Consider the following 13,436-nt stretch of genomic DNA (forward strand, 5'->3'; position numbering starts at 1 on the left):
GCCAACCTCTCGGGGTTGGCTTTTTTGTTGTCTGGTCGATATCTGGTCGGAGGTGGGTTGGGCACGATCAAGCTTCATCTGGCTGGCAGGTTAAACTTGCGCCCCCAGCCGGAAGCCAGAAGCAGATCGATGAGCGCAAACCCCTTTCAGAACATCTCCAAGATCGAAGACAGCCTGTGGGAGGCTGCCGATCAACTGCGTGCCAACTCCAAGCTGACCAGCAGCGAATACTGCATGCCGGTGCTGGGCGTCATCTTCCTGCGCCACGCCTCCAACCGTTACGACGCTGCCCTGAAGGCTATCAAGGCCGACCAGGAGGCTGGCAAGATGCCACCCCGGGCGCTGGTCAAGGGCGACTTCATCAAGCGCCGGGCGCTGATGCTGCCCGCTACCGCCCATTACAACCACCTGCTGACACTGCCGGCCGGCACCGACCTCGGCGCCGCCCTGGTCGACGCCATGGACGCGATTGAGGCCGACTTCGAGCCCCTAGCGGGGCAGTTGCCAAAGGATTACGACCGCTTCGACAACGAACTGCTGGAAAACCTGCTCCGCAAGTTCGACTCCGAAGTGCTGCGCAGCGCGAGCGGCGACGTGTTCGGGCGCATCTACGAATACTTCCTGATGAAGTTTGCGATCCAGGGCGCCCAGGACAACGGTGAGTTCTTCACCCCGCCGTCGCTGGTGCAGACCCTCGTCAACGTCATCGAGCCCGATCATGGCGTGGTCTTCGATCCCGCCTGCGGCTCCGGCGGCATGTTCGTGCAGACCAGCCACTTCATCGAAGACGAAGGGCTGGAAACGATGAAGCGGGTCACCTTCTACGGACAGGAGAAAACCGCCACCACGATCCGCCTCGCCAAGATGAACCTCGCGGTGCATGGCCTCGAAGGCGACATCCAGGAGGCCAATTCCTTCTACGACGACAAGCACCGGCTGCCGGACGGCCGTGCCCTATGGGGCAACTGCGACTTCGTGATGGCCAACCCGCCCTTCAACGTGGACAAGGTGGACGCCACCAAGGTCAAGAACGACCGCCGCCTGCCTTTCGGCCTACCGGGCACCACCAACAAGGACAAGGAGGTCTCCAACGGCAACTATCTGTGGATCTCCTACTTCCACAGCTACCTGTCGGAAACAGGCCGTGCTGGCTTCGTGATGTCGTCACAGGCGAGCAGTGCCGGCCACGGTGAGAAGGAAGTCAGGCGCAAGCTGGTGGAGACCGGCGACGTGGACGTGATGATCGCGATCCGCTCCAACTTCTTCTACACCCGCACCGTCCCCTGCGAGCTGTGGCATTTCGACCGCGCCAAGCCGCCCGAGCGCAAGGACAAGGTGCTGATGCTCGACGCCCGGCACATCTACCGCAAGGTCACGCGCAAGATCTACGACTTCAGCCCCGAGCAGCAGGCCAGCCTCGCCGCCATCGTCTGGCTGTATCGCGGGCAGCGGGAGCGTTTCGTCGAACTGGTCCAGCAGCACATCAGCAGCGCGATCAACGCTGCCCATACCTGTTTTCTCGACGAAACCGGCGACAAATCCTGCGAGCCCCTGGCCGACTTCGTCTCCAGCTACACGGCGCTGCGCCAGCTCATGAAGCCCTTTCTAGACCAGTTGCCGGAGGGCACGCCCCACGATACTGCCCTGGGTGAATACGGTGCTATCGACAACCCAAGCGACCCGATCGAACTCTTTCGGGTCTTCACCAACGACATCGAGGGCCACTGGATACAAGGCTCCGAAGGCATGGCCGACGCCGTCGATGTGCATGACAACCTTTTGAAAGGCTTTGTCGACCACAGCCGCAGCCTGATTGCAGATCTGGACCACGCCTTCAAGATCACCAGCCGCACGATCGAACTGTGCGAGAAGGAGTTCGCCGCCAAGGACAGCCCCGACTGGAACAGCCGTGAGATCAACAAGGCCCGCAAGGCCGCGGATGCCGCCCGCCATGCGGCCGTGGAACGCCTCAAGCAGATCCGCTACTTCCAGCGCCACGCCGCCTGGCTGATCGAGCGCTTCCCCGATGCTGAACTGCGCGACGTGCCCGGCCTGTGCAAGCTCGTCAGCCGCGCCGACATCGAGGCCGCCGACTGGAGCCTCACCCCGGGCCGCTACGTCGGCGTCGCCCCGGCGGAAGTGGACGAGGACTTCGACTTCGAGCAGACCATGCGCGACCTTCACACCGAACTGGCCGACCTGAACCGGGAGGCGGCGGAGCTGGCGGCGCGGATTCAGGAGAACTTCGAGGGGCTGGGGGTATGAGTTGGCAATCCTGCCGTTTGGGTGACGTGCTGACACTTAAACGTGGCCACGATCTACCAGAGCACTCGCGTCAAGAGGGTGATGTGCCTGTAGTTTCATCGTCAGGCATTACCGGAACCCACAACGAGGCAAGAGCAACAGCACCGGGGGTAGTAACCGGTCGATATGGCACCATCGGCGAAGTGTTCTACCTCGAAAAAGATTACTGGCCTTTGAATACGGCGCTCTACGTGATCGACTTCAAAGGCAACGATCCTCGATTCGCCGCTTATTTCCTGAGAAATGTTCTCAAGGGATACCAGAGCGAGAAAGCAGCGGTACCCGGAGTGGATCGCAACGTCCTTCACGAGATCAGAGTTCTCGTGCCGGACTTACAGGCACAGCGTCGTATCGTTCAAATACTTGGCGCTTACGACGACCTGATCGAAAACAACCGCCGTCGAATGACCCTACTGGAAGAATCGGCGCGGCTGCTCTATCAGGAATGGTTCGTCCATCTGCGCTTTCCCGGCCATGAGCACGTGCGCATCACCGATGGTCTGCCGGAGGGTTGGGAAAAGGCCACCCTCGAATCGATTTGCGTCAGTGGTGACGGCATTCAAACCGGACCTTTTGGCAGCCAATTGCACCAGTCCGATTACGCCGATGAAGGGGTCCCGGTGGTCATGCCGAAGGATCTGGTCGGCTTCCGTATCGCCACATCTTCCATTGCGAGGATTCCCGAGGCCTTGGCCGATCAACTCTCGCGGCACCGGATGGCGGTTGGCGATACGGTCTATGGCAGGCGGGGCGACATTGGGCGTCGGGCCTTCATCGGTAAACGCCAAGAGGGCTGGTTCTGTGGGACGGGCTGTCTGAGATTGCGCCCTGACCCTGCAGCCATCAATCCGCTTTATTTTTTCGATACGCTCGGCACCCCTGAGACCTTGGGCATCATTGCAAACCGAGCAAAAGGCTCAACCATGCCCAATCTGAGCGCAGGTGCCTTGAAAACCGTGCCGATACCCGTTGCCCCTCGTGCCCTGCAGGATCACTACGCAGAACAGGTCGGGGACATTCGGGACATGATTGAAGTTCTGGATGAACAAAACCAGAAACTCCGCACCGCCCGCGACCTCCTGCTGCCGCGCCTGATGAGCGGCGAGATCAGCGTATGACTCGCGAAGACCAGCACACTGACTTCAAGTCCCTACGCATCATCACCGGCAAGTCGGCCGACTGGGACGAAGTCGCGAAGGACTGCGTGTGCTTCGCCAACGGCGCCGGCGGGCGGCTCCTGATCGGCATCGAGGATGATCAGTCCGAACCGCCACCTGACCAGAAGGTCGCGCCGGAACTGCTGGACCGCCTGCGCAAGCGCATCGGCGAGCTGACGGTGAATGTGCAGGTGCTGCCCAGCCTGCAACGGGCCGCCAATGGCGGCGAGTACATCGAGCTGGTCATCCACCGCTCGCCTGGCGTAGCCTCGACCAGCCAGGGGCGTTACTTCCTGCGGGTCGGCGACACCTGCAAGCCGGTGGTGGGCGACGACGTGCTGCGGCTGGCCAACGAACGGCCGGGGCGCCCGTGGGAGGCAATGGACAGCCCGGTTGCCCGCAGCGGTGCAGATTCGGACAAGCTTGCCGCCTTCACCCAGGCCATCCGGAGCTCCGACCGCGTAAAGAGCTCGGTCAAGGAAAAGACAGCCGATGAACTGCTGACCCATTACGGCCTGGCGCAAGAGACGACGCTCACCCGCCTCGGCGTTCTGCTGCTTGGTACGGCCGCCGATCGGCGCGCCCTCGGCACAGCACCACTGGTCCAGGCCATCAAGTACGACGAACATGGCCAGAAGATCAACAAGTGGGTATGGGACGACGGCACCCTGTCCCCGGTTGAACTGGTGGATGCGATCTGGCACGAGCTACCGGACTTTCGCGAAAGCTATGAGGTAGCCGAGGGCCTTTATCGTCGCCAGGTACCCGCCTACGACGAGAAGGTGGTGCGCGAGCTGTTGGTGAATGCGCTGGTTCATCGGCCCTACACCCAGCAAGGTGACATCTACCTCAACCTGTACCCGGAACGGCTGGAGGTGGTGAACCCCGGCCGGCTGCCGCTGGGAGTGACGCCGCGCAACATCTTGCACGCCAGCCGGCGTCGTAATGAGGGACTGGCGCGGGTGTTCCATGATCTCGGCCTGATGGAGCGCGAGGGCAGCGGCTTCGATCTGATCTACGACCGCCTGCTGTCCCAGGGCCGCCCGGCGCCGGTCCCTGAAGAGGGGCCGGACTGGGTGCGGGTGACGATCCAGCGCCGTATTGCCAAGCCCGAAGTCATGCGCCTGCTCACCGAGGCCGATGCACGTTTTCACCTCAGGCAACGGGAGCGGATCACGCTGGGCGTACTGGCGCAGACGGAAGGCATGACGGCGCGGGAGTTGAGCGCCGAACTGGAAACCGATAAAGCCGAAGATCTGACCCCATGGCTGGGCCGGCTGCAAACCTTCGGCCTGATTCGCACCAACGGCAAGACCTCAGGCATGCGCTACTTCGTGGCCCCGGAAAGCCTGCGGGAAGCCCGCCTCGACCTCCAGACGACACTAACCCGCATCGAGCCACACCGGCTGCGTGCGCTGATCGTGGAAGATCTGGGGCGCAACCCGGACTCTTCCAGCTCCGACATCAATCGCCGGATCGGCGTGGAAATCTCCGCCAAGACCGTCAAACGAGCACTGGACGAGCTGACCGAAGATGGGCGAGTATCCCATTCAGGTGAGCGCCGCTGGCGGCGCTACCGACTTTCCGAGCAGGAACTTAAAAGACACGAGGCCGGGTAGTTTCAAGAAACTTATCGCCCGCCTCACCCCGATCCGACATCAAGGCCTTGAAGGGCCTGGGTTTTCGTAAAGGACAGGCGGTGCGCTTGTCCTTTACGCGAAAGACGTTTGTCCGATAGAAGGCGGCGCATGGCCTACACCGACATCAACAGCGAAGACCGTCTGGTTCAGGCGACCTTCGCCGAACACCTGCAAAACCAACTGGGCTGGGACAGTGTGTATGCCTGGAACCAGGAAACTTTCGGGCCCGCAGGCACGCTGGGGCGAGAGAGCGAGCGGGAGGTGGTGCTGGTGCGGGATCTGCGGAACGCGCTTGCCCGGCTCAACCCGACACTGCCAGCCCCCGCGCTGGATGATGCGGTGGCAAAGCTGACCCGCCACGACCATTCCCGCTCCCTGATCCAGCACAACCAGGCCTTTTACAGGCTGATCCGCGACGGCGTGCCGGTCACTTACCACGACGCGAAGGGCAAGCTGCGACAGGTGCAGGCCCGGGTCATCGACTTCCGCTCGGCCGCCAACAACCGCTTCCTGGCGGTGCGGGAACTCAAGATCACCGGGCTGCGCACGCCGAACTACAACCGCCGGGCCGACCTCGTCTGCTTCATCAACGGCCTCCCCGTGGTGTTTATCGAACTCAAGGCGGTCTACAAGAACATCCGGGCCGGCTTCGACGGGAATCTGAAGGATTACCTCGACGAGAACGTCATCGCCCATGCCTTCCACCACAACGCTTTCCTGATCGTCAGCAACGGCCATCGCGCCCGCTATGGCTCGATCACCAGCGCCTGGGAACACTTCGGCGAATGGAAACGCCTGGACGAGCGGGATTCGGGCAGCCTAGAGGCCGAGGTCTTGCTGAACGGCATGCTCGAAAAATCCCGGCTGCTCGACATCCTCGAGAACTTCATCCTGTTCGACGCCAGCAAAGCCGGCTCGGTGCGCAAGGTGGTTGCCCGCAACCACCAACTGCTGGGCGTGAACCGGGCCGTCGAAGCCGTCCGTCGCCAGGAGTCGATCAAGAGAGAGTTTCCGCCGGGCGAGCGCCTGAAGTATCGGGTCATCGAACTCCCCGACAAGGAAGCGGATGAGGCCGCCAACGAGCCGGCCACGGGCTACCCGATGGCGGCGGAACCGCCCGCCGAGTATGGGGAAAAGGACCCGAAGCCCGCCAAGCGCACCCTGCAGATCGTCGAGCGGGCTCACCCCGAACTCGGCCGGCTGGGGGTCGTCTGGCACACCCAGGGCAGCGGCAAGTCCTATTCGATGGCCTTCTTTGCCGAGAAGGTGCGGCGGACGCTGGAGGGCAACTTCACCTTCGTGCTGATGACCGACCGGGACGACCTGGACAGCCAGATTTACAAGACCTTCGTCGGATGCGGCGTAGCCGATGAAGAGACACCGCGTGCCGGCTCAGGCAAGGAGCTGGAAGTCCTGCTCAAGCAGAACCACCGTTACGTCTTCAGCCTGATCCACAAGTTCAACCGTGACCTGAGCGCCGGCGAGGCCTATAGCGAGCGCGACGACATCATCGTCATCTCCGATGAAGCCCACCGCACCCAGGCGGGCAAGCTCGCCCGCAACATGCGGATCGCGCTGCCCAACGCGGCCTTCATCGGCTTCACAGGCACGCCGCTGTTCAAGAGCGACCAGCTGACCAAGCGGATCTTTGGCGATTACGTTTCCCGCTACGACTTCAAACGCAGCGAGGAGGACGGGGCAACAGTCAAGCTGGTGTATGAGAACCGTGGCGAGAAGCTCGGCATCGCCAAGCCGGACCTGAACGACAAGATCAGCAAGGCGGTCGAAGCCGCCGAACTGAAGCCGGATCAGAAGGCCCTCGTGGAAAAGCTGCTGGGCAAAGACTACGAAGTCATTACCGCGGATGCCCGGCTGGAAAAACTCGTCGACGACTTCGTCGAACATTGCGCCACCCGCTGGGAGGCCGGCAAGGCGATGCTGGTCTGCATCGACAAGATCACCTGCGCGCGGATGCTGATGCTCATCGAACCCAGATGGCGGGACAAGACGGCTAGGGTTCGGGCTGACGCTGACGCCAAGCTGACCGAGATCGCCGCGACCGCTGACGACTCGATCCGCCAGCAACTCCATGCGCAGCGGGATCAACTGCTCGCCAAAGCGGCATGGCTGGATGAGACGATCGTCGAGATCATCATCAGCGAGGCGCAGAACGAAGTCGCCGACTTCAAGGAATGGAAGTTCGACATCATCCCGCACCGGGCCCGGATGAAGCAGGGCTTTGAAACCGCGGACGGCCGGCGCGTCGATGTCGAATCGGCCTTCAAAGACCCCCATCACCCTTTCAGGGTCGCCGTCGTATGCGCGATGTGGCTGACAGGCTTCGATGTCGAATGCCTGGCCACCCTCTACATCGACAAGCCGATGAGAGCCCATACCTTGATGCAGGCGATTGCCCGCGCCAACCGGCGTTTCCCGGGCAAGGATTTCGGCCTGATCGTCGACTACAACGGCATGCTCAAGAGCCTGCGCGAGGCGCTGGCCAAGTATGCCCTCGGCGATGAAGGCGGAGAGGAAGAGATCGTCGCCCCGCTAGAAGAACGGGTCAAGGCACTGTGCGACGCCATCGAGTTCACTGAAGCCCACTTACAGAGTCTCGGCTTTGACCCGCTCAGCCTGATCGGCACAAAAGGGTTTCCGCGCATCCAGAAGATCGCGGATGCGGTGGAGGCCATCTACACGAGCGACGAGGCACGCCGCCGCTTCGAGATTCTGGCCCGGGTCGTGTTCAGCCGCTTCAAGGCGCTGCTGGTCGAACCTTCGGCGCTGATCTACGCCGAGCGCCACGACAATCTTGAAGCGATCTACAAGAAACTGGGCGAGCGCCGGGACACCTCCGACGTGAGCGAACTGCTCAAGGTGCTTCGCCGCATCGTCAATGAGGCGATCGCCACGCAGGAGCCGGGGGAAGACCAGGCCAAGGGCATCACCGTGGACCTGTCCAAGATCGACATGGAACGCCTGAAGGAGGAGTTCAGCAGGAAGGTCAAGCGCAAGGCGACTGTCATCGAAGACATCCGGAAGATTCTGGAGGAGAAGCTCGCGCAAATGCTCGCGCACAACCCGCTGCGGATGAATTTCGAGAAGACCTACCACGAGATCATCGCCGCCTACAACGCCGACAAGGACAGAGCGAGCATCGAGGAAACCTTTGTCCGCTTGATGAACCTTTCCCAAAGCCTCGATGTGGAGCAACGGCGCGCCATCGAACTGGGGCTGAGCGAAGACCAGCTGGCCCTGTTCGACCTGCTCAACATGAAATCCTTGAACGCCAGCGAGAGGGAGCTACTCAAGCAGGAAAGCCGAGCACTACTCGCCGACCTGCAGCAACTGATCGCCCCTCTCGACCGCTGGACCGAAAAAGAGCAGACCCAGGCGGAAGTGGAAACCTTCATCCTCGACCACCTGTATATGGCGCTGCCCGACCCGCTTTATTCGGCCGAGGAGAAGAGTACGGTCGCCAATCTCATCTACCGGCATGTCTGGCAGCAAAGTGCCAGTGGTCAGTTTACCTCGCCGTAAGTGTCAAAAATGAAAACGTACTACGACACCCTACAAGTCTCCAAGGTGGCCAGCGATAGCGTTATTCGCGCAGCCTATAAAACGCTTTGCCAAAAGTATCATCCTGACAAGTACCCTGACGCGGTGAAAGCACATACGTACATGCAACGAATCAATACTGCGTATGAAGTGCTGTCGGACCCTGTTCGCCGAGCAGCTTACGATAAGGCGCTCGCAGACCATGAACAGTCTGCCTTTTCGTCAAAACAGCAAGCCAATCGGTCCGGCTCGAATTTCGCCAATCCCCAATCGGAGGTGACGAGTTACGAGTATGTGGTTCCTATTCGACGCTTCCAGACATGGGGTTTTGTTGGTTTCGGTTTGATGATGGTGTGGGCTGGAATCGCTGCATGGTCATCGAACGCTACGATCACTCAGGATGGGCTCATGTATTACAAGGATTTAATAGGGCAATGGACCCTCCGCATATTAGGAATCCCATTCGGCGTCGCAATCTTGTTGGCTTTTGGATCATCCCTGACTTCCAGTAGCGCGCTTACCGCCGATGATCGTGGAGTACGCATTACATCCCGAGGCAATCGCTTGTGGCGCTGGACGGAAGTCACGGACATTCAACTCATTCAACGCGACAGCAAAGGAAAATCTTGCATTCTTAGAATAAGCAGGACAAACAACGGAAAATCTACGTTTCACGACATACCGAATTGGAGCATGAACGCCGACGCACGCAAGGTCGCTGGGCACTTAAACCATTTACGCAACGAAGCCCTAAAGCACCACAAACAGTCCTCAGGATAAAAAAACACACCGCGCGAAAAAGTGGATGAGTAGTTTTTTTTTTGCACATCTCAACTTTCCTGTCATCCCTCACACTGCGTGCCCCCCAACGCCAACTCCTTCATTTCGCCAGTAACCTCCCCAACTCCGCCCCCGGAAACTCCGCCTGCAGCCGCTCAAACAGCACCATGACGTCCTCGGTCCGCGGCACGCAGCCCAGCACCACCTTCTGCGACTTGGCGCTGCGCGGCTCGGACACCTTGGTCGGATACCCCAGATCGGTTAGCCAGCGCGCCAGCGCAGGGTAGCTGTAGGTCCTGGTCAGCCCGAGTTCTTCATGGGCATACGCCCGCAGGAAGGCCCGGCGCAGCATGTCGCTGGCGGGCATGCCCTCGCGGACGTTGAGCGTCACCTTCCCCTCGGCACGTAGCCGGGAGCGGATCAGGCCAAGCTGGATCGCCTCATCGAGCGACTGCCAGTCCTTCATCGTCTTGAGGCAGTGCTTGCCCCGCCACGCATCGAGCGTGGCCCGTGCCGAGTCGAATTCCTCGACGCTGGCCCACGGCCGCGTGTCGAGGCTGATGTGGGCCCGCTGACGGCTCGCCACATCGATCATCCGTGGATTGCACGGCGCGCGCTTCAGGTCCGGCTCCAGGCTCAGCACGAGCCGCTTCTCGAACTTGAAGAGGTCGATCCCCTTCTCCCACTGATCGCGGATCGCCGGGAACTGCTTGAGGAGGATCTTCTTGCCCGGGCGGCGATCGAGGTACAGGTTCAGCATCTTCTCGTTCTGCAGGCGCTTGTAGGCCTCGCCATCGAGATCGTTGGGTGCATCGACCGTGACCTGCACGCCGGCCTTGGCGAGCACGATCTTCTCCTTCGGGAGCTTCTTCCGGTTTTCCGGTTCATCAGGCGCGACCTCGGGCACCTCGAACGCCAGACCGGTCAGCTGCCCGCGCGTTTTCATACACACCACCTGGGCAACCTCATGCTTCACCTCCAACATCTTCGAGCCCGGCACGATCTCGTCACACAGCGCCTGGAAGCGCCGGCACAGCGGGCCATCCAGGCAGGCGACGATCTCCTCTTCGGAAACGTCGCAGAGCCAGCCATCGGTCGTGACAGACAGGACGGTGCGCTCGCGCGGGATGCGGTTCAGGATCTCAGCCAGAATGGCGCGGATGAAGCCGGTCACGTAGGCGCCGATCGCCGGGTTGGTGATCGGCGACGGCTTCAGCCGGACGGACGACACCGTGCGGGTATCGAAGACATTCTTCGGGCGCAATGACTGACAGACCTTGCCGTACACCCCATTGGCGTACAGCTTGGCCGCCAGTGCCTCCGGCGAGTCCGGGCCCTTGAGCTTTTCCTGCTCGGTGCGCAGTTCCCGTGCGGCCTTCACGAAGGGCCCGAACAGGCGCGTGCTCGGCACGCCATCGACCAGCGTGTCACCCGGCAGCTGGCGCCACGGGTAAAGGACACCCCAGCGGATCTTGATCCGGCACCCCAGATCATGGGCGACGCGGATCTCCGCCGCCGTCGCGTAGGCCGTGCCCCGGAGCGGGAAGATCAGGCCCTTGCCGCCGCGGGACACGGCGAACACCGGGAAACGGGTGTCGTCCGGGTGCGCGAATTCGACGAGGGCATACCCGGCCACATGGCCGAGGTAATCCTTCACGTCGAGGCTCGCCCGCGGGTTCTCGAAGTCGATCAGCGGCATGTCCACGAGGCCGGTCGAGTAGGCGCCGGCCAGATCGTAGTCGCGCCATACACCCACCGGGCTTGGGCCGATGAAGAAGGATTCGTTGCGCCCACCCGCGTAACAGTCGGTCAGGAAGGCTTCCTGAATCCGCCGCATCGGCGTCGGCTCGACGCCCTTGATCGTGCGTCGCTTCTTGGTCGGCGCGTGGTAGGCCTCAGTGGTGGTCTTGTGCAGCCCGAAGGCCTGCAGGCGGTCGATGCCGGCCGCGTCCATCTTCTGCAGGCACCACTTGAGCGCCAGGCCGCTAGCGGTCGCCGGCAAGACCTTGAGGCCGGGCACCCACTTGCCACCACGCTTCATCTTGAGGCCGAGCTTCGTCCGGGCGAACTCGTGGAGACGCAGCGCGTAGAGCACCGCGATCTCGGCGTCCCGCATCGCGTAGGCCTCGAAGCCGGCCCGGTCTCCGGCCAGATACGCGTCCATCCGCTCGATCGAGTACGGCGGGGGAATGTCGAGCTTCGGCTTGCCCAGTTGTTTGCCCAGGGCCCGCAGCGCCGTCCCGGGCGCCACGTGGGCGGCGAGGTCGATGAAGTGCAGCCCGACGATCTCAGGCTCCAACATGTCGCCGGTCATGAGCGTGCGGGCGTACTGCATGCTCGCCTGGGCGCCGACGGTGGCGACCTTGCCGGAAACGCTGTCGATCTGGGTCTTGAGTTCCTTGAAATCCCCCAGCGCACCGAGGTCGAAGCGCAGCCCGAAGCCCACCACGTTGATCTGACTCGGAGTCTCCTGTATCACCTGCGCCTCAAGCGCATCATCGACGAGCTGGCGCAAGCTCGCCTGCAGGGACGGCCGACCTTCCGGCGTCAGGTCCCGGGCATAGATGATCCGGCTGAGCGCCGCGGCGCGTTCCTGCTTGTCCGGGTGGCTGCTGATCGCCGGCTGCGCGGGCACGAAGAGCTGGATCGAGAGGATGTTGTTGCGCAGGGCGACTTCATCGAAGACCCATTCGCCATCGAACCCGACCCATAAAAGCTCGCCCCGCGCACGCCTACGCCCGACCGGCTCCTCCAAAGCTTCGTTGAGGAAGTCGGCCAACTCTTCCTCAATCTCGCTGAAGCTCTCGTCGGCATCAGCCTCGCGGACGCCGTCCGTATCCTCATCCGGATCCCCTCCGCGCGAGAGGGAAGCTTCCAGTTCCGCCTCGTCCTCGGCGCCAGCGTCGGAAATCTGCAGGTTCAGGCCATCGAGGCCAAAGTCATCGTCAAGGGCGTAGGAAGTGTCGGAATCGGGCGGAGTCGGCGGCATGCGGGCGTGATCGCGCAGACCGGATACCGGAGGAAGTCGGACAGCCTGCGCACAGGAGATGAACGTGCCGCGAGACTATCAAAGAATTCGCCCCTGTCGCAGCGCGCGATCAGGGGCGGGAAGAAAGAGGAGGGAAAGAGCGGGCCGCCGATACCAGGCGGCGCGTCCAGGAGATCAGGCGGCGCGGCTGGCGTCGTTCGACTTGGCCTGGGCCCTGGCTTTAGCCTCGGCGCGTGCCTTGTCGGCCTTGGCGTACTCGGCCGCCCAATCCGGCTGCTCCCAGGCTTTGCCGGCACGCAGCACCTGGACGACAGCCTTCACGAGGGCGTCCTGGTTGAACGGGTCGGTTTCAGGTTCGTAGACCATCGTCTTGTTGTACTCATTCTTGAACACAACACCCTTGCCGGGGAACTTGACGATCCCGCGGATCAGGAAGGGGTCGAGGACATTGCCGGATTTCATTTCAAGCAGATTCATGATCAGATTCCTCCAAGTGCCCCGGGTCAGCGCAGCGCGTAGGTAAAAGGCTGCCGGGGCGATGGGTCGATAGGGAAGCGATATCAGGTGCAAGCAGGCGCGGGCGCTTCAGTCGTCGTACGGATCGCCGTCGTAGTCGTCCGGATCGTCGTCGTCCAGGACATCCATCGAGCCGTCGTAGTAGATGCCGCCCGGCTCGTAATCGCGCTCGTCGCCGTAGAATTCCATTTCCATCGCTGCTGCTCCTTTGCATCATCAGGTGAGGTTCCAGGTAGTCCGCTGCCTGCGCTTCAGGCCAGGGACCAAACCGAATTCGAAGAGGGAAATCAGCGAATCCGTGGGGGTGAATTCTCCGCATCGGAGGCCGTTTGAAAGACCACCTCCATCCGGCTGGATCCAGTCCATGGAGGGAATGGTTTCGAGGCTTCAGGCCGATACAGCCACATCCAGTTCGGTCAGGATTCGGTTACGCTCCTGATCTGCCCTTGAGTCATCCGCTACCCAGAACACGTCCATGCCCAGAGCGCCCCG

General features: G+C 61.8%; 8 protein-coding genes. 5 read left to right on the forward strand and 3 right to left on the reverse strand.

The window, feature by feature from the left end; translation table 11 throughout:
- Window positions 1–129 precede the first annotated feature (129 nt).
- From PHD22_RS01195 to PHD22_RS01215, 5 genes are all read left to right on the forward strand, one after another.
- Entirely contained in the window at window positions 130–2,265 is a 2,136-nt protein-coding gene (locus PHD22_RS01195; protein ID WP_299861070.1) for a class I SAM-dependent DNA methyltransferase, read from the forward strand.
- Window positions 2,262–3,422 carry a restriction endonuclease subunit S gene (locus PHD22_RS01200; protein ID WP_299861072.1) on the forward strand — a complete coding sequence of 387 codons (1,161 nt, stop codon included), beginning with the start codon at window positions 2,262–2,264 and terminating at the stop codon, window positions 3,420–3,422. The genes PHD22_RS01195 and PHD22_RS01200 overlap by 4 nt, the downstream gene beginning before the upstream one ends.
- Window positions 3,419–5,080, forward strand: a complete 1,662-nt coding sequence (locus PHD22_RS01205; RefSeq protein ID WP_299861075.1) for an ATP-binding protein — start codon at window positions 3,419–3,421, stop codon at window positions 5,078–5,080. Before PHD22_RS01200 ends, PHD22_RS01205 begins: the two co-directional genes overlap by 4 nt.
- Before the next feature lie 129 nt (window positions 5,081–5,209).
- Window positions 5,210–8,641 (forward strand): type I restriction endonuclease subunit R, encoded by a 3,432-nt coding sequence (locus tag PHD22_RS01210; RefSeq protein ID WP_299861078.1) that lies wholly within the window; start codon window positions 5,210–5,212, stop codon window positions 8,639–8,641.
- A 9-nt stretch (window positions 8,642–8,650) separates the two neighbouring features.
- Window positions 8,651–9,439 carry a J domain-containing protein gene (locus tag PHD22_RS01215; RefSeq protein ID WP_299861081.1) on the forward strand — a complete coding sequence of 263 codons (789 nt, stop codon included), beginning with the start codon at window positions 8,651–8,653 and terminating at the stop codon, window positions 9,437–9,439.
- A 100-nt stretch (window positions 9,440–9,539) separates the two neighbouring features.
- Here PHD22_RS01215 and PHD22_RS01220 read toward each other — a convergent pair whose 3' ends face one another.
- From PHD22_RS01220 to PHD22_RS01230, 3 genes are all read right to left on the reverse strand, one after another.
- On the reverse strand, window positions 9,540–12,428 hold the full coding sequence (locus tag PHD22_RS01220; RefSeq protein ID WP_299861084.1) for a hypothetical protein: 2,889 nt from the start codon (window positions 12,426–12,428) through the stop codon (window positions 9,540–9,542).
- A gap of 174 nt (window positions 12,429–12,602) precedes the next feature.
- Complete coding sequence (locus tag PHD22_RS01225) at window positions 12,603–12,905, reverse strand: hypothetical protein (protein ID WP_299861087.1); 303 nt, start codon at window positions 12,903–12,905, stop codon at window positions 12,603–12,605.
- A 108-nt stretch (window positions 12,906–13,013) separates the two neighbouring features.
- Window positions 13,014–13,139, reverse strand: a complete 126-nt coding sequence (locus tag PHD22_RS01230) for a hypothetical protein (protein ID WP_299861090.1) — start codon at window positions 13,137–13,139, stop codon at window positions 13,014–13,016.
- Between the last annotated feature and the right edge of the window lie 297 nt (window positions 13,140–13,436).

This window comes from Zoogloea sp. (genome assembly GCF_028693495.1).
Taxonomy (GTDB): Bacteria; Pseudomonadota; Gammaproteobacteria; order Burkholderiales; family Rhodocyclaceae; genus Zoogloea.

Excerpts from the sequence above, each read along its gene's own strand:
- PHD22_RS01200 (WP_299861072.1), top strand. The coding sequence starts at position 2,262 with ATGAGTTGGCAATCCTGCCGTTTGGGTGACGTGCTGACACTTAAACGT.
- PHD22_RS01205 (WP_299861075.1), top strand. The coding sequence starts at position 3,419 with ATGACTCGCGAAGACCAGCACACTGACTTCAAGTCCCTACGCATCATC.
- PHD22_RS01225 (WP_299861087.1), bottom strand. The coding sequence starts at position 12,905 with ATGAATCTGCTTGAAATGAAATCCGGCAATGTCCTCGACCCCTTCCTG.
- PHD22_RS01210 (WP_299861078.1), top strand. The coding sequence starts at position 5,210 with ATGGCCTACACCGACATCAACAGCGAAGACCGTCTGGTTCAGGCGACC.
- PHD22_RS01220 (WP_299861084.1), bottom strand. The coding sequence starts at position 12,428 with ATGCCGCCGACTCCGCCCGATTCCGACACTTCCTACGCCCTTGACGAT.
- PHD22_RS01195 (WP_299861070.1), top strand. The coding sequence starts at position 130 with ATGAGCGCAAACCCCTTTCAGAACATCTCCAAGATCGAAGACAGCCTG.
- PHD22_RS01215 (WP_299861081.1), top strand. The coding sequence starts at position 8,651 with ATGAAAACGTACTACGACACCCTACAAGTCTCCAAGGTGGCCAGCGAT.
- PHD22_RS01230 (WP_299861090.1), bottom strand. The coding sequence starts at position 13,139 with ATGGAAATGGAATTCTACGGCGACGAGCGCGATTACGAGCCGGGCGGC.